We start from the raw sequence: 19202 nt of genomic DNA on the forward strand, positions 1-19202 counted from the left end.
CTCGGGAGCCACGACCGCCGCTGTACGCGCCCTGGCATCCATGAGCGCCGCCGCCCCACGTGCCCTGGCATCCATCACTGCCGTACCCGCCCTGGCTGCCAGGACCGCCGTATCCGCCCCGGCGCCCCTGACCGCCGTATCCGCTCCGGCCGCCGTGCCGGGACCGCAGGAACCGCAGCCGTAGGGACGGCAGGAACCGCAGGAGCCGTAGGAACCGCAGGAGCCGCCCGATGACGACGAACCCCACTCTCGCCGACCTGGCCCGGCGGGCCACCGCGGACCGCACCCAGCCCGCCTACGGCCATGACGCGCTGATCAGCTGCGACCGCCTGGTCCGCATCTTCACCGCCGACGGCGTGGAGGTGCAGGCCCTCCAGGGCCTCGACCTGCTGGTGCGCCGGGGCGAGCTGCTGGCGCTGGTCGGCGCCTCCGGCAGCGGCAAGTCCACCCTGATGAACATCCTCGCCGGCCTGGACACGCCCACGGCGGGCGCGGCCCGGGTAGCCGACCACGATCTGCTCGCCATGACCGCGAAGGACCGCCTGCGCTACCGCCGCGAGGTGGTCGGCTTCGTCTGGCAGCAGACCTCCCGCAACCTCTTGCCGTATCTGACCTCCGCGCAGAACGTCGCCCTGCCCATGCAACTGGCCGGCGGCCGCGCCCGCACCCGCCGCGCGAAGGCGGAACGCGCGCTGGAGCTGCTGGAGCTGCTGGAGGTCGCCGACTGCCGCGACCGGCGCCCGCACGAGATGTCCGGCGGCCAGCAGCAGCGGGTGGCGATCGCGGTGGCCCTCGCCAACAACCCGGCCGTGCTGCTCGCCGACGAGCCGACCGGTGAGCTGGACTCCCACACCGGCGAGCAGATCTTCGCCGCCTTCCGCACCGCGAACGAGCGCCTGGGCACGACGATCGTGATCGTCACCCACGACCAGGCGGTGGCCACCGAGGTCCGCCGCACGGTCGCGATCCGCGACGGCCGCACCTCCACGGAGGTGCTGCGCCGCAGCGAGGTGGACGAGGCGACGGGCGACGAGCTGGTGGTGAGCCGCGAGTACGCGATGCTGGACCGCGCCGGCCGCCTCCAGCTGCCCGCCGAGTACACCCGCGCCCTCGGCATGCGCGACCGGGTCGCCCTGGAACTGGAACCGGACCACATCGCGGTCCGCCCGGACGACAGCGAACACACCTGACCGGCGGCCTCAGCGGACCGACGAACCCGGGGTCGGCGAACCGGCGGATTGGTGCGACCGAGGCCCTGGGCCGGGGACTGGCGAGCCGGGATCGGCGAACCAGCGGCCCAGAGGCCCAGGAGCCGGTGGCTTCGGCGGCCCCTGACATCCAGCGGCACAGCGGACCCTGACATCCAGCGGCACGACGGGGCGACGGCCCCGCGGCCTCAGCGGACGCTGACGTCCAGGGTGCCGAGGCCGGAGCGGCGTACGGCGATGGAGCCGTACGGTGTGCGCAGCCGCAGCCAGGCGCCGGAGGAGAACAGCGCGAGCCCCTCCTCGTCGCCCGCCGCGGGGCCGGCCGCCGGGGGCCGGGAGCGCAGGAAGCCGAGGGACTGCGCGGCGTGCACGGCCCGTACCGGCAGCCGGGTGCGGCCGACCGTGCGGGACCAGATCTCCCGCCCGATGGCGTCCAGCTCGGCGCGGGTGTGCCGCTCGGGCGGCAGTTCCTCGGTGCGGGAGCGGAACTCGGCGACGGCGGCGGACAGCACCGAGCGCAGCGCGCCGGCCGGGGGCAGTCCCGGCTCGGCGCGCCAGCCGCCGCGCGGGGGCAGGACGCCGGTCCAGGGCGGCCCGGTCACCGCGGCCGGGACGGCGGCCGTGGCGGCCGCCTCGTCCACGGACTCCAGCAGGTCACCGGCCGAGACGGTCACGTCGAGGGTGACGTCGAGACCGTCCTCGAAGGGCTTGGCGAGGCGGACCGCCCGCACGGCCAGCACCTCGAACGACGCCGGCCGCCCGAACACGGCGAGCGCCGTGCCCGCCGCCTGGAGGCGTACGGCGGCGGCCCGGTCGTAGTGGAGCAGCCGGGAGAGGAAGGCGGCGAGGTCCGCCGCTTCCGTGTCGTCGGCGAGGTGGAGGACCGTCATGCGGCGACGGCCTCCTCCTCGTCCTCGTCGTCCCGGTACTCCTGGAGGAACTCGCGCTCCTCCGCGGTGATCCGGCGCGGACGCTGCGCCTCGAAGTCGAAGGGGACGATGACGGTGGAGGCCCGTACGTAGACCGTGTCACCGTCCTTGACCTCGTAGCCGAGGGTGAAGGAGGCCGCCTTGATCTCCGTCACCCACAGCTCGATGTCCACCGGGGCGTGCCGGTGGACCAGCTGACGCTTGTAGTCGATCTCGTGACGCGCCACCACGGACCCCTGCTTGAACTCCTTGTCCGGGCGGAACAGGAAGTCGATACGGGCCTCCTCCAGATAGCGGAGGAACACCACGTTGTTGACGTGGCCGTACGCGTCCATGTCCGCCCAGCGCAGCGGGCAGCGGTAGATGTGGCGCATCTGCTTCGATCAGCCCCGGGTCAGCTTCTTGTAGGTGGCGCGGTGCGGACGGGCGGCGTCCGGACCGAGCCGCTCGATCTTGTTCTTCTCGTACGACTCGAAGTTGCCCTCGAACCAGAACCACTTCGAGTCGCCCTCGTAGGCGAGGATGTGCGTCGCCACCCGGTCGAGGAACCACCGGTCGTGGGAGACGACGACGGCGCAGCCGGGGAACTCCAGCAGCGCGTTCTCCAGGCTGCTGAGGGTCTCGACGTCGAGGTCGTTGGTGGGCTCGTCGAGGAGCAGCAGGTTGCCGCCCTGCTTGAGGGTGAGCGCGAGGTTGAGGCGGTTGCGCTCGCCGCCGGAGAGGATGCCGGCCGGCTTCTGCTGGTCGGGGCCCTTGAAGCCGAAGGCGGAGACGTAGGCGCGGCTGGGCATCTCGACCTGGCCGACGTTGATGTAGTCGAGGCCGTCGGAGACGACCTCCCACAGCGTCTTCTTGGGGTCGATGTTGGAGCGGCCCTGGTCGACGTAGGAGATCTTGACGGTCTCGCCGACCTTGATCTCGCCGCTGTCCGGGGTCTCCAGGCCCTGGATCATCTTGAACAGGGTGGTCTTGCCGGCGCCGTTGGGGCCGATGACGCCGACGATGCCGTTGCGCGGGAGGGTGAAGGACAGGCCGTCGACGAGGACCTTCTCGCCGAAGCTCTTGTGCAGGTCCTTGACCTCGACGACGACGTTGCCCAGGCGCGGGCCCGGCGGGATCTGGATCTCCTCGAAGTCCAGCTTCCGCATCTTGTCGGCCTCGGCGGCCATCTCCTCGTACCGGGCGAGACGGGCCTTGGACTTGGCCTGGCGGCCCTTGGCGTTGGACCGCACCCAGTCCAGCTCTTCCTTGAGCCGCTTCTGGCGCTTGGCGTCCTTCTGGCCCTCGACCTTGAGGCGGGCGGCCTTGGTCTCCAGGTACTTGGAGTAGTTGCCCTCGTAGCCGTGCAGGCGGCCGCGGTCGACCTCGCAGATCCAGCCGGCGACGTTGTCCAGGAAGTACCGGTCGTGGGTGACGGCCACGACGGTGCCCTCGTACTTGGCGAGGTGCTGCTCCAGCCAGTTCACCGACTCGGCGTCGAGGTGGTTGGTGGGCTCGTCCAGGAGCAGCAGGTCGGGCTGCTCCAGCAGCAGCTTGCACAGCGCGACGCGGCGGCGCTCACCGCCGGAGAGGGTGGTGACGGGCCAGTCGCCGGGCGGGCAGCCCAGGGCGTCCATGGCCTGCTCCAGCTGGGCGTCGAGGTCCCAGGCGTTGGCGTGGTCCAGCTCCTCCTGGAGCTTGCCCATCTCCTCCAGCAGCGCGTCCGAGTAGTCGGTCGCCATCTGCTCGGCGATCTCGTTGAACCGGTCGAGCTTGCCCTTGATCTCGGCGACGCCCTCCTGGACGTTCTCCAGGACCGTCTTCTCCTCGTTGAGCGGGGGCTCCTGGAGGAGGATGCCGACGGTGTAGCCGGGCGAGAGGAACGCGTCGCCGTTGGAGGGCTGCTCGAGCCCCGCCATGATCTTGAGCACGGTCGACTTGCCGGCACCGTTCGGACCGACGACGCCGATCTTGGCACCCGGCAGGAAGTTCAGGGTGACGTCGTCGAGGATCACCTTGTCGCCGTGCGCTTTGCGCGCCTTGCGCATGGTGTAAATGAACTCAGCCAAGAGAAACCGTCCGGCAACTTGAAATCTGGCAGTGGGCAGATACACCCCATCTTGCCGTACGGCCACCCCTGGGCGGAAACGCGTCGGGCCCGGGAACCCTGACCTGCGGTTTCCCGAACGCCACCGGCCACCCGACCGCCCCTGCCGCTCACCCCGCCCCGCCGGACTATCGTGCCCTCCGTGACCAGCGTGCCGGGGCGCCCCCTCCTCTTCCTCGACGTGGACGGCCCGCTCATCCCGTTCGGATCGCCGCCGTCCGATCACCCGCAGACCGTGACCGCGCCTTCCCCTCCGTCCCCCGGTCACGGGAATCCGCTGCTGACGCGGCTCGATCCCGGGCTCGGCGCACGCCTCACGGCCCTGGGCTGCGATCTGGTGTGGGCGACGACCTGGACGGAGGAGGCGAACGAGGTCGTCTCCCCGCGCATCGGACTGCCGAGGCTGCCCGTGGTGGAGTGGCCGGCCTCCCCCGCCGACGAGGGCCCGCACGGCCTGCACTGGAAGACCCGATGCCTCGTCGAGTGGGCCGACGGCCGCCCGTTCATCTGGGTCGACGACGAGATCACCGCCATGGACCGCCTGTGGGTCGACGCCGCCCACCCCGGCCCGTCGCTGCTCCACCGCGTGGACCCGGCCGTAGGCCTGGAAGACGCCGACTTCCGCGTACTCACCGAGTGGCTCGAGGCGGTCACGGCGCACCGAGCCGCCGGGTAAGGTGACGATCTTCGGACGGCGCAAGCCCGTACGGAGTCCTCGAAGGCCCGGTGCCTCATGCCGCTCACCGACCATCCCGCAGACCGCCGTCTCAGTGCCGCTCTGACCGATCTCTCCGTCACTTTCCGGGGCATGACGGCACATCCGGACGAGGACAACTGCGTATGCCACTGGGGCAGCCCGGACGACCTCGCCCTTCTCAAGACGCCGGACGTGGAACTGGAACCGGACCTGCTGCGCCGGACCTGGCAGGCCGTCGACTGGACCGATCACGCGGCCGTACTGCGCCGCATCCTGCCGCAGTTCGCCAGAGCCCTGGTCGCCGACCTCGCGGAACCCCTGTTCGGCCTGGAGGAGGCCGGATACTGCCTCGCCCGGGGCCGCTGGCAGCAGTGGCCCGCGGAACACGCCGGTCCGGTACGCGAGTTCCTGCACGCGTGGTGGGCGCAGAGCCTCACCGATCCCGACGCGGCCGTTCCGGCGCACCAGGTCTTCGTGATGTGTGCCGAGGCGTCCGGGACGGTCGGCCCGTGGCTCGCCGACTGGGAGAGGCGGACCGGGCACCTCAGCGACCGGCGTCTCGCCGAGACGGTCGCGGAATGGGAGTACGACCTCCTGGGCGAAAGCCTGCCGTGGACCGTCCACTGGTACGAGCACGACGAGGAGGAGATACGCGCCGAACTGGTCGCCTGGCTCCTCGACCACGCCGCGCCCCGGCTCCGCGCGTCGGGCGCACCGGCGGACCTGCGCCACCGCATACGCCTGCTCGGACTCACCGACGAGGACCGCTGGACAGACCCGCACTGGCCCGGCCACCGCTACTGAGGGCCCCACGGGCGCGACGACTCCCACAGCCGCACGCCCCTTGCCTGCATGAGGACGGCATGGGTGGAGCGATGTGCGAGTGGCACGAAGAGAACCGGACGGATTGTCCACGTGATCCGGGTGGTGGCGTGGGTGATCGTCACTGTGCAGGGTTCTCGGCGCAGTAAGGCTCGGCGAGTGTCGATGCGGTTGTCGTAGAGCCACGTCCATGCCTCGTCGGAGGCGTCCACGTCGAGGGCCGGTGAGATGGTGCGGAGCGCCACCGCGACCCATCGGTCGGCCTCGGCTGCCGAGTAGGCGTCGAAGGATGCCACGAGCGTCGGGCTCTTCGTTCCACTCCTCACAGGTTCGGTCCAGCACTCGCACCAGTAGCCGCGTCGGAGTGTCTTGGTCACGGCCGGCGGTCTCCGGGGCGCGCAGAGCACGGGGTCGGAGACCCAGGGCGTACCTGGGTGAGTAGTTCTGCGGTGACGGTGCGCCCCTCGGCGCCGCCCTGGACCGTGACGCTGTCGGCGAGAGCCGTGACCATGGCGAGGCCGCGGCCGTGAGTGGAGTCGGAGGCCGGGCACTGGACCTCGGGAGTGGTCACACAGCTTCCGGAGTCGGTCACGGCGACAGTCACTGCCGGCTCGGAAACGGTGAGCGCCACGCCGAAGCTGCCGCCGGAACCGCCACTGGCCGTGTGCATCACAGCGTTGGTGCCGAGTTCAGTGACGATCAGCGCTGCGTCTTCAGCGCGGGGGTGGCCGTCCAGCACCATGCGCGTCCACGTGCGCGCGGCACGGAGTTCTCGGGGATCGCCGGGAAAGCTGCGTCGATGGGTCGGCATGGCGTCCTCCATGAGCGATGACCTGCCTCTTTGCACGGGGCAACTCGATCTACGGGCCGACGTCGAGAGAATGACCCGTAGGATTTGTACTGGCACCGTACTCAGAGTACGGATACCAGGGGAGCGGATCCGTACTTTTCATACGAGCTCCATGGCGCATAGCGTCAGCCTGAGGGCGATGCCGACTTGGGTCACCGACGGAGGAAGGACCGCGCATGTTCGGACTGATGGTGCGTTTCACCTGCAAGGACGCCGCTGCGGCGGCGGCGTTCGACGACCTCGTGGCGCGCACTGGTGAGCACATTCGTGCGCATGAACCCGGAACGGTGATCTACGCCGTACACCGCGTTGACGGTCGCCCCTTGGAGCGCGTGTTCTACGAGCTCTACCGGGACGAAGACGCCTTCGAGGAGCACGAGTCGAAGGACTACGTGCGTCTCTTCCTCGCCGAGCGGGAGCAGTACCTTTCCGCCACAGAGGTCGATCGCCTGGACTTCGTGTCGGGCAAGGGAGTGCAAGTTGAGCAGTGACTATCAGCGGTCACTCGGGCGGAAGATCGCTCTCCATCGCAAGCGCCGGGGGCTGTCTCAGAAGGAGTTCGCCGCCCTGCTGGACCGTTCCGAGGCATGGCTGTCACAGGTGGAGCGCGGCGTGCGCCGCATCGACCGGATGACCGTGCTGGAGAAGATCGCTGACGTACTGGGCGTTCCGGTGAGCGAGTTGGCGGCGGAGGCGCCCATCATGGCTGTGGTGACCGACGGCGCTCCCGCCGTGGCTCAACGCCTGCGCCTCGTCCTCAGCTCTGCGCATTCACTCAAGGCGTTCCTCGCCCAAGAAGACTCCCCGGCCGAAGTACCGGCCCTTCGCGCGGAGGTCGAGCGGGCCTGGTCCCTCACCCACCAGGGTGATTTCTCGGGTCTCGCCGACTTGTCGGAAGGGCTGGTTCCTCGTCTGGAGTCCGCCGCACGGTCAACCGTGGAGACGGATCGGGCCGAGTCTTTCCGGTTGCTCGCCGTCATGTACCAGGCGTGCGGTGCCGCACTCGCCAACATGGGAGAGTCCGATGTCGCCTGGGTCGCTGTCGACCGCGCCGTCGCTGCCGCCGACCGGGCCGGCGATCCGTTGCTGATGGCGGCCTGTGAGTTCCGGCTGTCGGTTCTCTTCCTCGGCGCCCGGCACTTCGAGCAGGCGGCCATCGTCTCCGGGAGCGCGGCCGATGCGCTTGAGCCCATGCAGGGATCCGGGCGGGTCGAAGCTGCTGCTCTACGCGGTGCGTTGACTCTGCAACGAGCCGTCGCCGCCGCACGGCTCAATCTGGCCGAGGATGCGTACGCATACCTTCGCCAGGCCCGTGAACTGGCCGAACACGTCGGTGCCGGACGCAACGACTACAACACCGAGTTCGGCCCGGCCAACGTCTCCCTGCACGAGGTGTCCGTAGCGGTAGATCTCGGAGACGCCGGGATCGCCCTCCGAGCTGCTCAGGGCGTCGAGGTCTCGGGGCTCTCCGCGGAGCGGCAAGCCCGTTTCCGGATCGACCTCGCCAGGGCGTACGCCCAGCGTCGGCAGGTGACCGAGGCCGTGTCCGCTCTGCTGACGGCCCGAGAGCTGGCTCCGCAGCTCACGGGTGCTCTTCCCGTGGTCAAGCAACTGGCCGCGGATCTGCTGGTCATGGACCCGGAACGGTCCGAGGAGCTGCGAGTGCTGGCCGGAGAGGCTGTCTGGCCGGGAGCAGGGGCCGATATCTGAGCGAGCGTCCCTCGTGTCGGCAGGCCGAGGTGGCGGTCCTCCGCGCCCGGCGCCGGTGTCAGCGGAACAAGCCCGGCGCCGCGCACCGCTCCAGCGGCTCGGCCGGGCGTTCGGTCCAGTGCCACCAGATGTGGCGGTCGGCGCAGCCCCACAGGGTGCGGCCGGCTCGTCGGTCGTCGGTCGCCCGTGTCGTGAGGGCGAGGCCGCCGGAGTGCAGGGGGTGACCGCACTCGGGGCGGGTGAGGCCAGTCAGGGCTGCGTCTTCTTCTTGCGGATGATGCTCAGGACCGTCGCGCCCAGGACCAGGAGGCTGAGGCCGGTGGCGGCTATCAGGGGGGTGCTGTCCGTGCCGCCGGTTTCGGCGAGGTCGGTGCCGGGGGTGGCGCCGCCCGCCGTGGCGGGGGTGGGGGCGCTCATGAGCTGGGTCTTCGTGCCGGTCTCGCTGCTCTGGGTGCGGCAGTCCAGGACGCCGGTGAAGCGCTGCGCGTAGCCGCCCGGGCCCGTGATCGTGAAGTCGTAGGCCTGGTCCTCCTGGAGCGGGACCGTGACCGTCTTCGTCGCGCCGGCGGGGACGGCGTAGTCGGCGCCCATCAGCGCGAACGTGAACGGCGCGTCGCCCTTGTTGACGGTCCGGATGTCCAGGCCGTCCTTGGCGCAGTTCTTGGCCGCGGACAGTGCCGGTATCGGGCCCTTCCCGGCCCAGGTGGCGTCGGCGGTCGCGGAGACCGTGGACTCGCTGGAGCCGGCCAGGATCTGCGTCTGGCTGCGGCTGTCGGAGGTGAAGGCGCGGCCCACCGGTACCGTCGTGGAGGCCTGGACGGTCAGTTCGGCCGTGCCGTCCGCGCCGCCCGACGCGTGGGAGGCGTCGTCGCCCTTGTTCTTGGGCAGGTCGAAGTAGAGCCGGCTGCCGTTCTTCGCGGACGTGACCGGCTTGCCGTTCTTGTCGACGATCCGCACCCCGGCGGCCGCGTCGGCCGGCGGTATCACCGTCACACCGGCGGCGTCGGTGCGCACCGTCACCGGGCCGAGCCGCTCGCCGGGCCGGCCGGAGACGGCGGGCGGGTCCAGCGCCAGCGACGCCTTCGGCTCGGCCGCCTCGCGGGCGCTGCCCTGGAGGTAGTCCGCGAGCTTCTCGGCCTCCGGGTCGACGGCGTCGACGTGCGCGCCGTCGGAGTAGCGCCAGATGGCCACCTGGGTGCCGGCCGCCGCGTCCTGCTCGGTCAGGTTCCTGACGCCCGCCTTGGCCGCCAGCGCCGCCAGGTCGTTCACCTGCGGGTAGGAGTGCTGGAGGATCCAGCGGATCTTCCCGGCGTGCGTGTTGGCGCCGAGCGACGTGCCGCTCCAGGGCGTCTCCTGGTACCGGGCGTCCCGCTGCGTGGGGGTGAGCAGGTCGACGCAGTACGTCTGCAGCGTGCCGCCGCCGTCCACGGACATCTCGAACAGCCCCGCGGACACCTGGTGGTCGCCGCTCTCGTCATGGACGACCGCGGCGCCGTACGTCTTGAGGCCGCCCATGGTCGCGGTGGCGCCGCTCTGACTCTGCGCCTGCGCGTCGGCGGCGGCCGGGCCGGCGCCGGCCAGCACACCGGCGGCGACGAGTCCGGACGTCAGGACCGCGGCGGCCAGACGGGCCGTCCCGCTCCCGCGCACGGACGGCGCAGAGTACGAAGCACACACAGAATTCCCCTTCGAGCAGGACCCGTTGACGTGGGGGCCGGTCCCACCAGCAGAATCTTCGAGCTCAGGAAGCCACGTCGGCATCCTAAAGATCTCCCGCACCACGGTTTGCTGTCAGATCGTCAGACGGCTGATCCGCGTCGGAATCGTTATCTCGTCCTGACTGACCGCTGTCGTCACGTCACAGCCACGGGCTCACGCTCCTGTTCGGGGGCCGGCTCCGCGGCCGGCGTCTCCCATCGCGGTTCGGGCCGCGCGGACGCGGCGTCGTCCGGTTCCTGTGCGGGCGGACCCGCGGGCGGCGCCGTACCCGGCTCCTGCCGGACGGTGCGGCGGAAGGCCGCCGTCCCGCGCGACAGGTCGTGGCCGATGGCCACGGCGTCGATGTCCGCCCAGGTGCGGGAGTTGCCCTCGCGGCCCTCCGAGCGCACCTTCAGCCGGCCCTGCACCACCACCGGGTCCCCCACGCTCAGCGAGGCCACGGTGTTCGCGGCGAGCTGGCGGTTGGCCCACACCGTGAAGAAGTTGGTGTGGCCGTCCTTCCAGGCGTTCTTCTCCCGGTCCCAGTAGCGCGCGGTGACCGCCAGCCGGAACCGCGCCGACGCGCCGGTCTCCGGGTCCCGGTACATCGGCCGGGTCGCCACGTTGCCCACCGCGCAGATCATCGTCTCGTTCATCCTCAAGCCCCTCCCTCGCCCGGCCGTCCGGTCCGGGCGGGCACGCGTACGGGCCCGTCCCGTACGGCTGCGTCCGCCGCGCCGACCGCGTCCGTCGCGATCGCCGCGGCACCAGACTGCCGCCGCCGGGCCGGGCCCGCTGAGCCCTGTGGACCACCGCCTGCCTGTGGAAAACTCCGTCACCCGGAAGGGTGGATCAGGCCCTCACCGTCCTCCCGAACCCGCCCCCGTGACCCGGGCGTACTGCTCCCGCACCTCCCGGTACCGCAGCAGCTCCGCCGCCACCGGGTCCAGCACCCTGGCCCGGCCGCACCCGGCGGCCGCCTCCCGCAATCGGCGCTCGGCCTCCTGGCCGTACCGCCGCGCGGGCCCGCGGGCCGCGATACGGCAGCTCCACTCCACGATCGGACCGCCGACGATGCCCGCGATCATCAGCAGCACCGGCACCCACAGGTTCGGGGCCATCACCCCGGCGATCTGGCCGACCAGCCACAGACCGCCGACGACCTGGAGGATCGTCATCGAGGCCTGGGCCAGGACCGCGGCCGGCCACCAGCCGGGACGCGGCGGGCGGCCCGGGGGCAGTCCGGCCCGCGCCGCCAGTTCGTCCAGCGCCTCGGGCAGCCCCTGCGCCCCGCGCACCGCGGCCTCGCGGATCGCCTGGGCCCACGGCGCCGGCAGTCCCGCCGACGCCCGCTCGGCCACCGTGCGCACCGCCTGTTCGACGCGCTGCCGCGCGGTCGCCTCCTCGTCCGGCTGCGTCCGCACCGGGATACGGCCCGTGGGAGGTTCGCGCCGGTCCTGGTACCACCGCCACAGCCGCAGCCACGGCGTCCCGCAGGCCCGGCCCGCGTTGCGCAGCCAGGCGCGTTCAGCCGCCTCGCCCGCCGCGATCGCGCCCACTGCGTCCGCGAGCCGCGCCGCGAACTCCTCGCGCGCCTCCTCGCTCAGGCCGACCCGCCGCCGGGTGGCGTAGACGGGACGCAGCCGGTCCGCCGCCGCGTCCACGTCGGCCGAGATCCGCCGGCCCGCGGCCCCGCGCTCGGACACGAACTGCCCGAGCGCCTCGCGCAGTTCGGGCACGCCGTCGCCGGTGAGCGCGGACAGCGCGAGCACGGTCGCGCCCGGCTCGCCGTGCTCCCCGAGGGCGATGCCGTCCTCGTCCAGCAGACGCCGCAGATCGTCCAGGACCTGGTCGGCGGCCTCGCCGGGCAGCCGGTCCACCTGGTTGAGGACGACGAACATGACCTCGGCGTGGCCCGACAGCGGGCGCAGGTACCGCTCGTGGAGGACGGCGTCGGCGTACTTCTCCGGGTCGACGACCCAGATCACCGCGTCCACCAGCCCGAGGATGCGGTCCACGTGCTCGCGGTGCTGCACGGCGGCCGAGTCGTGGTCGGGCAGGTCCACCAGGACCAGGCCCCGCAACTGCGGGTCCGCGTCCGGTCCCTGGAGTGGCCGCCTGCGCAGCCGGCCCGGGATGCCGAGCCGGTCGATCAGACTGGCCGCGCCGTCGCTCCAACTGCAGGCGATGGGCGCCGCGGTGGTCGGACGGCGTACGCCGGTCTCCGAGATGGCCACCCCGGCCAGGGCGTTGAACAGCTGCGACTTGCCGCTGCCGGTCGCGCCCGCGATGGCGATGACGGTGTGCTGCCCGGACAGCCGGCGCCGCGCCGCCGCCTCGTCCAGCACGCGGCCCGCCTCGGCGAGGGTGCGGTTGTCCAGCCGGGTGCGGGAGAGGCCGACCAGTTCGCGCAACGCGTCCAGGCGCGAGCGCAGCGGGCCGTCGTACGCGAGGGGCGGCGCGGGCATCGACCTGGTGACGCGGGGCTCCGCCGGTACGAGGTCGGCGGCGCCGGACTCGGTGACGCGCCGGGCGATCAGCCCGTCGTCCCAGACCCCGTCCGCCTCCGTACGGCCGTGGGCGTCGTCGTCGTGCGCACGCGCGTCCCCGCCGTCGTCACCGTCGCCCGCGCGCGCGTGGCGGTCCTCGTCCCGCACGCGCGCGTACTGCTCGTGCTGCCGTGCGCGCGGCTGCTGCTCGTCCTGCCGGACGCGGGCCTGCTGCTCGTCGTCGCGTGCGCGGGCGGGGTGGCGTCCGTCGTCGTAGGCGTCGTAGGCGCGGGCGTGCTGGTCGCCGTCCCGCGCGGGTGCGGGTCCGGAGCCGTCGCGTACGCGTGCGCGGGGGCCGTCGTCGCGTACGCGCGCGTGCTGGTCGTCGTCCCGTACGCGGGCGTGCTGCTCGTCGTCCCGTACGCGCGCGTGGCGGTCCTCGTAGCGGGCGGAGACGCGGCCGGAACCGGTCCCGTCCCTCCGGTCGCCGGCCCCGGCGGCGTCCTGCGCGGCCACGGCGGCCCCACGGGCACGGCCCGCCCCGCCGATCCCCGGGCCGCCCGGACTCCCCGCCCCGACGCCCGGACTCCGCGACACGCCGGGGCTCCCGGACACGCCGGTACCCCGGACGCCCCGGGCACCCCGAGCGCCGTCCGCTCCGCCGACGCCTCCCGAGCCGCTGGACCCCGAGCCGGCGGACCCGCCCGTACTCGCCGATCCACCCGAGCCGCCCGAGCCGGCCGACCTCGCAACTGCCCCGTACCCCCCGGCCCCGGCGGAGGGCAGGAACTCCACCGTCCGGCCGCCCTGTTCCGCGCTCCCCCGCCGCGCGCCGCCCTGGCCGCGGGCCGTACCACCCTGGGCGTCTCCCCCGGCCCCCCGGACACGCTCCGTACCGCCCTGCCCCCGCGCGGAGCCCGCCGGACCCCGCGCGGAGCCCGCCGAAGCCTGATCGGACCCGGCCGTTCCCCGCTCGGAGCCCGTCGCGACGCGCTCGGCCCCCGCCCGCGCGACCCGGGCGTACCCGGACCCCGTACGGGTGAACTCCGAGCCGGGCCGCACCCGTCCCGCACCGGACGGCGCACGCTCCGACTCCACGCCGCCCCGCTGCGACTCCGCGCCGCCCCGCCCCGTCTCCGCACCGGCCGGAACCGGCCTCGTACGCGACGGGACCGGTTCGCGCCCGGAGGAGACGCCGTCCGCCGCCGACGGCGAGACGCGCCCGGCCTCGTCACCGCTCCCCGGCCGCACCTGCCTCTCCCGGTCCTGCCTCTCCCGGTCCTGCCTCTCCCGGTCCTGCCTCTCCCGGTCCTGCCGTTCCCGGCTCTGCCCTTCCCGGCTCTGCCCTTCCCGGCTCTGCCCTTCCCGGCCTTGCTCCTCCACGGCCCCCGCGCCCTCCGCGCGGGCGGAGGGTCCCGTCCCGGCGGTGTGTTCCGTTTGGTCCTGATCAGTGACGGCGGTCACCGGTCACCTCTCCTTCAGCAGTACGGACAGCGCGGCGATCAGTTCGGCCTGGGGCTCCGGCTGGACTTCCAGGGCGTCGAGCGGGGCCAGCCGGCGCTCCCGCTCCACGTGCATCACCCGGTCCAGGTAGTCGGCGAGCAGCCGCCCGGCGCGGTCGCGCAGCCGCAGCGCGCCGTGGGCGCCGATCCGCTCGGCGAGCCCCTCGCCGGCGGACCGTCCCCGGCGGCCGCCCAGCAGCCCGGTGGCGGCCAGCGCGGCGACGACCTCGGGGTCCGGCGCGACGCTGCGGTCCAGTTCGCGGACCTCGTCCTCGGCGTACTCCTCCAGCTCGCGCCGCCAGCGCCGGACGGCGAGCCCGATGCGGTGCTCGGAACTCTCCACCGAGGGGGCGCGGTCGGCCAGTCCCGGGGCGGCGGCTGCCGGCTCGCGCCGCCAGGCGTCGTCGACGCGCTCGTCGGCTGCGGTGACGGCGCACAGCAGCAGCGCGCCGAGGCTCTCCACGAGCGCGTCGAGCAGTTCCCCGGCGGTGCAGTCCAGGGGGAAGGCCCGCCAGCGTTTCAGGGCGTCCCCGGCGAGCACGGCGCCCGCCTGGAGGCGGCCCCGCACGCGCGCGTACTCGCCGTCGTAGGCGCTGTCGACGGCCGAGGTGAGCCGCAGCGCGGCCGAGTACTGCGCGGCGGCGGCGCTGGCCAGTTCGGGCATGCGCGCCTTGAGCGAGTCCAGCAGGCCGTGAGCGGTGCGGGCCGTGGTGTGCTGCCGGGCGGCGGGATCCTGCGCCTGGTGGGCGAGCCAGGCCCGCAGCGGGGCCACGGCGGTGGCGGGCAGCAGTCCGCCGCCCCAGGCGGACTCGGGCAGTTCGGGCACCGTGAAGCGCGGGACGTCGCCGAGCCCGGCCTTGGCGAGCAGCGCCCCGTACTGCCGGGAGACCTCGGAGACGACCTGGTGCGGCACCCGGTCCAGCACCGTCACGAGCGTGGCGTCGTAGTCCTTGGCGGTGCGCAGCAGATGCCAGGGGACGGCGTCGGCGTACCGGGCGGCGGTGGTGACCATCACCCAGATGTCGGCGGCGCACAGCAGCTCGGCGGCCAGGACGCGGTTGTCGGCGACCAGCGAGTCGACGTCGGGGGCGTCCAGCAGGGCGAGGCCGGGGGGCAGCGTGTCGACGGTCTCGATGCGCAGCACGCGCGGGGCGTCGTCGGGCGCGGGCAGGTCGTCGGCGGGGTCCTGCTGGGGCTCCCAGACGCGGGTGAGGCCGGGCAGCACCCGCATGCCGCTGAACCAGTGCTGGTCCTCCGGGTGGCACACCAGGACCGGGTTGCGGGTGGTCGGGCGCAACACGCCGGCCTCGCTGACGCGCCGTCCGACGAGGGAGTTGACGAGGGTGGACTTCCCTGCGCCGGTGGAACCCCCGATGACGGCCAGCAGCGGCGCCTCCGGGTCGCGCAGCCGCGGCACCAGGTAGTCGTCGAGCTGGGCGAGCAGTTCGTCGCGGTTGGCACGCGCGCGTGGCGCCCCCGGGACCGGGAGCGGGAAGCGCGCGGCGGCGACACGGTCGCGCAGGGCGGAGAGTGCGTCGAGCAGCTGAGGCCGTACGTCCAAGGTCACCACATGTGAAGAATGCCCAATTTTGAGGGAATTCTGAAGCATATGAGCATGCTCGCGCGCCGACAGAACAGATGGGGCGGAAGGGATCACTGGGACGCGGGCACAGGCCAGGCATAACGAGTGCACAACACCCGGTGCGCGAGGCGTGAAAAGCGATGCACGATTCGTACCTGCCTGCGATTATCGGGAGCGCTTCACCGAACCTCCACACCGAGCCACGGAGGCGAAGCAGCAGGGACATGGACCCGGGAGCCCTATCCTTGTCCCCGGCGACGTCACGGATCAGCCACACCGGGCACCACGACCGCGACGATCACACCAGGCCCCCGTAGCTCAGTGGATAGAGCAGGCGCCTTCTAAGCGCTTGGCCGCAGGTTCGAGTCCTGCCGGGGGCGCAAACATGGCCTCACCTGTGGGAACGCCGGTGAGGCCGCTTCGTGTCCGGCTGCTGGTGTGCACGGCGCCAAGCGCTCCTCCGGGAGGGTCTTTTCGCTGTTCAGGGGGCTGTCCGAAGGCAGGGCGGCCTTCCGGCAGGACAGCGGCGGAAAACCCGCATTCGGGTTGTAGGAGTGATCGTGTCCGGATCATCCTTGCTGTCATGCCTCTCGCCGCCGCGCTCGACGTGTCACATCTGCCCGACTACGCGTACGACTGGGCTCTGGTCGACGTCGAGACGTCCGGCCTGATCGCCCGGCGTGACCGGATCCTGTCCATCGCGGTGCTGACCTTCGGGCCGGACGGGACCCAGACCGGCGAGTACTCCACTCTGGTGAACCCGGGCTGCGATCCCGGCCCCGTGCACATCCACGGCCTGACCGCCGAGCGGCTGAGGGGCGCCCCGGCCTTCGAACAGGTCGCCGGGCGGATCGGCGCACTCCTCCAGGACCGCGTCATGGTGGCGCACAACGCGCAGTTCGACTACGACTTCCTGGCCCATGAGTTCGCCCGTGCCCGGCTCTACCTCCCCGTGAACCAGCGCCTGTGCACCCTGGCCCTGAACCGGCGCGTGGAGCCGCCCGCCGCCGATCTCAGCCTGGCGTCGCTGGCCGCTCACTACGGCGTGCCGCAGACCCGTGCCCATGACGCGCTGGACGACACGCGCGTCCTCGCCGGGATCTTCCGGTCCTCCCTCTCCGAAGCCGCACGGCTGGACGTCCCGCTGCCGCTGGTGCCCTGTCCGCCCCGGCAGGACCCGCGGTTCGCGCCGAAGCCGCCGAAGTCCCCGTGCGCCTACCGGAACCCGGGCCGTCCGGCGCCCGGCGGTCCGCTCGTCCAGGGCATGAAGATCGCCGTCACGGGCGAGACCGCGACCTCCCGGGCCGAGCTGGTGGCCCGGGCCGTCGCCGCCGGTCTCAACATCATGTCGTCGGTCAGCCGGCACACCAGCGCCCTCGTCACCAACGACGCGGCCTCGGGCTCGGCGAAGGCACGGCGCGCGATCGCCGAAGGCGTCCCGATCCTCGACGAGCGCACCTTCCTCGGACTGCTGAGCGAGGTGCGTCCCGGTACACCGCACGAGCAGCAGCCGTCGAAGAAGATCCCGGAGGCGACGGCCCCGGACGCGCCGACGCCCTCCCCCGCCGCGACCGCGGCCGTCGCGACCGTGCCGGAGCCCAGACGACCGGAACCCGAGCAGTCGGCGCCCAGACGACCGGACCCCGAGCGGCCCGAACCCGGGCAGTCAACGCCCAGACGACCGGACCCCGAGCGACCGGCCCCCGAGGGACCGGAGCCCAGGCAACCGGACCCCGAGCGACCGGCGTCCAGGCGGCCCGCCAGGCCGTTCGGCCGTCGGCGGGTCCTGGTCCTGGGCGGCACCCACGAGGAGGCGTCCGCCGCCCGGAGCAGGGTCGTCGAGCTGGGTGGCGCCGCCGCGATCAACCTCTCGGCGAGCGTCACCGACGTCGTCCTCCTCCCGGGAGGGGAACTCGACCGCCGCATGAACCGCGTCACCTCGCTGGAACTGCCGGTCCACGCACCCGGCTGGCTCGGCGACCCCTCCGCCGAGCCGGCCGACGCCCCCGCGCGGGACGGCTCGACGGCCGACATCCTGCCGCGCGGCGGAGTCATCGACCTTCCCACCGCGGGCCGCTGGCACGTGAGCGCCTCATGGGCGCAGCAGACGAACTGCGAGATCGACGTCGTCGCCTTCGTCCTGGACGAGGACGAACAGGTCTCCTGCGACGGGGACTTCGTCTTCTACGGCGCGCCGGAGAGCCCCGACGGGGCCACCCGCCTCCTGTGCGACGGCCCGACCGAGCAGTCCGTCGCCGTCGATCTCGCGGCGCTGCCTCCGGCCGCCCGCAGGATCGCGATCGCCGCCGCCGTCGACGGCGCCGCCACCTTCGGGGACGTCGGGGCCGTCCACCTCAGCCTCGCGCCGGGCGTGGACGCTCCGGCCGCGGCGCAGGCCACGCTGGATGCCGCCACCAGCGAACGCACCCTGCTCCTCGCCGAGATCTACCGCCGGGGCCCGCGCTGGCGCTTCCGTGCCGTCGGCCAGGGCTACGACCACGGCCTGGAGGCCCTCGTCCGCGGATACGGCGTCGACGTGGAGTGACTCCCGCCGACTGCCTGGACGCGGACCTCCGGAAGGGCCCTGCGCGTCCGCGCACACAGCGACGGCCGGGACCCTGGGGGTCCCGGCCGTTCTCGCTGCGCGGACAGGCCTGAGCGACGGATGCCGACGTGAACAAGGGCGCCTCGGCCGCCCCGGCCGGACGTCAGGAGCTCTTGCGCTTGATGATGATGGTGCTGCTGCAGTCGACGTGGCCGCCACCCGAGCAGTGCTGCGACTGCACACAGCGAATGGCGTTGTTGCCGTCGTCGACGCACCTGCCGGAGACGCCGCCGTCGTTGGAGACGTCTTCGTGGGCGAAGGCCTGGCCGGCGCCGAACCCGAACAGGGCGAAGCCGCCCAGGATTCCGGCCGCCGCGGTCGCCGCGAGCTTCTTCGTAATGAGCATCTACCTTGTTTCCTTATACGGTCGACCAGCCGCCGGGGGCGGCTGAGTCGCTCCGAACGACAGGACCGGCCGACATGCCGGCCCGGCTCGGGGCCCGGACCAGGGGTCCGAGCCCCGAGGCCTGCTGCCTAGATCACGTGGTGAGTGATCGTCAGCCGAAGCTGAGGGTGGAGGGGCAGGTGACCGAGGTGGCCTTGCCGACCGGGTTGCCGACGCCGAGGACGTTGGCGGCGATGCCCAGGTCCTGGATGTTGACGAGGCCCTGCTGGGTGTCAACCTGGCCGGTGCAGGTCTGGCTCTGCTTGCTGTCCACCTTCAGACCGTCGTCGCCGCCGTGGGCCTGGGCCGCACCGGCACCGATGAAGCCGACGCTGCCGAGCATGGCCACGACGACAGCGGCCTTCTGGAACTTGCGCATTACCTCTCCTTTTTCATGTCACTACAGCCCGTGATGGGCTGATCACTGACGGTCGTCAGCGTAGAGCAGTTTTCGTAGGTTTTGACAGTCGAAACGCCCATACGCGCAACTTTCCCGAAAAATCCGCTTCATGACGCTGTCGCACGCGGAGTGCGCCGGCGTGTCGGACGTCCACGGGGGCCTTCGGCGGTCTTCGCCGGTCTCCGCCGGTCTTCGGCGGCGCCTCCGACAGCCTTCGACGCCCCGGACAGGAACCGTCA

Annotated in this window: 17 protein-coding genes and 1 tRNA gene; 7 read left to right on the forward strand and 11 right to left on the reverse strand. The window is 72.5% G+C overall.

Annotation, left to right across the window (positions count from 1 at the left end; genetic code table 11):
* Positions 1-230 precede the first annotated feature (230 nt).
* Positions 231-1190 carry an ABC transporter ATP-binding protein gene (locus K7787_RS16685; protein WP_009188658.1) on the forward strand — a complete coding sequence of 320 codons (960 nt, stop codon included), beginning with the start codon at positions 231-233 and terminating at the stop codon, positions 1188-1190.
* Positions 1191-1396: 206 nt separating this feature from the next.
* Here the strand turns inward: K7787_RS16685 and K7787_RS16690 are convergent, their stop codons facing one another.
* Genes K7787_RS16690 through ettA form a run of 3 tightly spaced genes read right to left on the reverse strand, consistent with a single transcriptional unit; the run spans position 1397 to position 4185 of the window.
* Positions 1397-2098: a DUF8185 domain-containing protein gene (locus K7787_RS16690; protein ID WP_009188659.1), complete on the reverse strand. Its 702-nt coding sequence runs from the start codon at positions 2096-2098 to the stop codon at positions 1397-1399.
* Positions 2095-2511 carry an acyl-CoA thioesterase gene (locus tag K7787_RS16695; RefSeq protein ID WP_009188660.1) on the reverse strand — a complete coding sequence of 139 codons (417 nt, stop codon included), beginning with the start codon at positions 2509-2511 and terminating at the stop codon, positions 2095-2097. Before K7787_RS16695 ends, K7787_RS16690 begins: the two co-directional genes overlap by 4 nt.
* A 9-nt stretch (positions 2512-2520) precedes the next feature.
* A complete protein-coding gene (gene ettA, locus K7787_RS16700) occupies positions 2521-4185 on the reverse strand; it encodes an energy-dependent translational throttle protein EttA (RefSeq protein ID WP_009188661.1) in 1665 nt (554 codons plus the stop codon).
* A gap of 180 nt (positions 4186-4365) precedes the next feature.
* Here ettA and K7787_RS16705 point away from each other — a divergent pair, with 180 nt between their 5' ends.
* Together K7787_RS16705 and K7787_RS16710 are read left to right on the forward strand one after the other, a co-directional pair.
* Positions 4366-4899 carry an HAD domain-containing protein gene (locus K7787_RS16705; protein WP_223001890.1) on the forward strand — a complete coding sequence of 178 codons (534 nt, stop codon included), beginning with the start codon at positions 4366-4368 and terminating at the stop codon, positions 4897-4899.
* 57 nt (positions 4900-4956) lie between these two features.
* A complete protein-coding gene (locus K7787_RS16710) occupies positions 4957-5724 on the forward strand; it encodes a hypothetical protein (RefSeq protein ID WP_223001891.1) in 768 nt (255 codons plus the stop codon).
* Here the strand turns inward: K7787_RS16710 and K7787_RS16715 are convergent.
* Both K7787_RS16715 and K7787_RS16720 read right to left on the reverse strand, forming a co-directional pair.
* Positions 5718-6119 (reverse strand): hypothetical protein, encoded by a 402-nt coding sequence (locus K7787_RS16715; protein WP_308036373.1) that lies wholly within the window; start codon positions 6117-6119, stop codon positions 5718-5720. The genes K7787_RS16710 and K7787_RS16715 overlap by 7 nt on opposite strands.
* Complete coding sequence (locus K7787_RS16720; protein ID WP_223001892.1) at positions 6116-6565, reverse strand: ATP-binding protein; 450 nt, start codon at positions 6563-6565, stop codon at positions 6116-6118. Before K7787_RS16720 ends, K7787_RS16715 begins: the two co-directional genes overlap by 4 nt.
* Before the next feature lie 203 nt (positions 6566-6768).
* Here K7787_RS16720 and K7787_RS16725 point away from each other — a divergent pair, with 203 nt between their 5' ends.
* Positions 6769-7083, forward strand: coding sequence for a putative quinol monooxygenase (locus K7787_RS16725; protein ID WP_169439375.1), 315 nt, complete (start codon positions 6769-6771; stop codon positions 7081-7083).
* The gene (locus tag K7787_RS16730) at positions 7073-8302 is read left to right on the forward strand and encodes a helix-turn-helix domain-containing protein (protein ID WP_223001893.1); all 1230 of its coding nucleotides are present in this window, start codon (positions 7073-7075) and stop codon (positions 8300-8302) included. The genes K7787_RS16725 and K7787_RS16730 overlap by 11 nt, the downstream gene beginning before the upstream one ends.
* Positions 8303-8551: 249 nt before the next feature.
* Here the strand turns inward: K7787_RS16730 and K7787_RS16735 are convergent, their stop codons facing one another.
* The 4 genes from K7787_RS16735 to K7787_RS16750 form a co-directional block, all read right to left on the reverse strand.
* Entirely contained in the window at positions 8552-9952 is a 1401-nt protein-coding gene (locus K7787_RS16735) for a Cys-Gln thioester bond-forming surface protein (protein WP_223001894.1), read from the reverse strand.
* Positions 9953-10155: 203 nt separating this feature from the next.
* Positions 10156-10656: a single-stranded DNA-binding protein gene (locus K7787_RS16740; RefSeq protein ID WP_223001895.1), complete on the reverse strand. Its 501-nt coding sequence runs from the start codon at positions 10654-10656 to the stop codon at positions 10156-10158.
* Between the two features lie 204 nt (positions 10657-10860).
* Positions 10861-13005, reverse strand: a complete 2145-nt coding sequence (locus tag K7787_RS16745) for a YfjP family GTPase (protein WP_223001896.1) — start codon at positions 13003-13005, stop codon at positions 10861-10863.
* Positions 13006-13956: 951 nt separating this feature from the next.
* Positions 13957-15561: a dynamin family protein gene (locus K7787_RS16750; RefSeq protein WP_223001897.1), complete on the reverse strand. Its 1605-nt coding sequence runs from the start codon at positions 15559-15561 to the stop codon at positions 13957-13959.
* Positions 15562-15880: 319 nt separating this feature from the next.
* On the opposite strand from K7787_RS16750, the gene K7787_RS16755 reads away from it, so the two are divergent.
* Positions 15881-15953: transfer RNA gene (locus tag K7787_RS16755), tRNA-Arg, on the forward strand.
* Between the two features lie 203 nt (positions 15954-16156).
* A complete protein-coding gene (locus K7787_RS16760) occupies positions 16157-18118 on the forward strand; it encodes a TerD family protein (RefSeq protein ID WP_223001898.1) in 1962 nt (653 codons plus the stop codon).
* A 163-nt stretch (positions 18119-18281) separates the two neighbouring features.
* Here the strand turns inward: K7787_RS16760 and K7787_RS16765 are convergent, their stop codons facing one another.
* On the reverse strand, positions 18282-18524 hold the full coding sequence (locus tag K7787_RS16765) for a hypothetical protein (RefSeq protein ID WP_009188668.1): 243 nt from the start codon (positions 18522-18524) through the stop codon (positions 18282-18284).
* 151 nt (positions 18525-18675) lie between these two features.
* Positions 18676-18942: a hypothetical protein gene (locus K7787_RS16770; RefSeq protein ID WP_009188669.1), complete on the reverse strand. Its 267-nt coding sequence runs from the start codon at positions 18940-18942 to the stop codon at positions 18676-18678.
* Positions 18943-19202 lie beyond the last annotated feature (260 nt).

Source organism: Streptomyces sennicomposti (genome assembly GCF_019890635.1).
GTDB classification, from domain to species: Bacteria; Actinomycetota; Actinomycetes; order Streptomycetales; family Streptomycetaceae; genus Streptomyces; species Streptomyces sennicomposti.

Bases quoted from the DNA above. Each gene is read 5' to 3' on its own strand.
- K7787_RS16685 (WP_009188658.1), top strand. From the start codon at position 231: ATGACGACGAACCCCACTCTCGCCGACCTGGCCCGGCGGGCCACCGCG.
- K7787_RS16690 (WP_009188659.1), bottom strand. From the start codon at position 2,098: ATGACGGTCCTCCACCTCGCCGACGACACGGAAGCGGCGGACCTCGCC.
- K7787_RS16695 (WP_009188660.1), bottom strand. From the start codon at position 2,511: ATGCGCCACATCTACCGCTGCCCGCTGCGCTGGGCGGACATGGACGCG.
- K7787_RS16710 (WP_223001891.1), top strand. From the start codon at position 4,957: ATGCCGCTCACCGACCATCCCGCAGACCGCCGTCTCAGTGCCGCTCTG.
- K7787_RS16720 (WP_223001892.1), bottom strand. From the start codon at position 6,565: ATGGAGGACGCCATGCCGACCCATCGACGCAGCTTTCCCGGCGATCCC.
- K7787_RS16725 (WP_169439375.1), top strand. From the start codon at position 6,769: ATGTTCGGACTGATGGTGCGTTTCACCTGCAAGGACGCCGCTGCGGCG.
- K7787_RS16740 (WP_223001895.1), bottom strand. From the start codon at position 10,656: ATGAACGAGACGATGATCTGCGCGGTGGGCAACGTGGCGACCCGGCCG.
- K7787_RS16760 (WP_223001898.1), top strand. From the start codon at position 16,157: ATGCCTCTCGCCGCCGCGCTCGACGTGTCACATCTGCCCGACTACGCG.
- K7787_RS16765 (WP_009188668.1), bottom strand. From the start codon at position 18,524: ATGCTCATTACGAAGAAGCTCGCGGCGACCGCGGCGGCCGGAATCCTG.
- K7787_RS16770 (WP_009188669.1), bottom strand. From the start codon at position 18,942: ATGCGCAAGTTCCAGAAGGCCGCTGTCGTCGTGGCCATGCTCGGCAGC.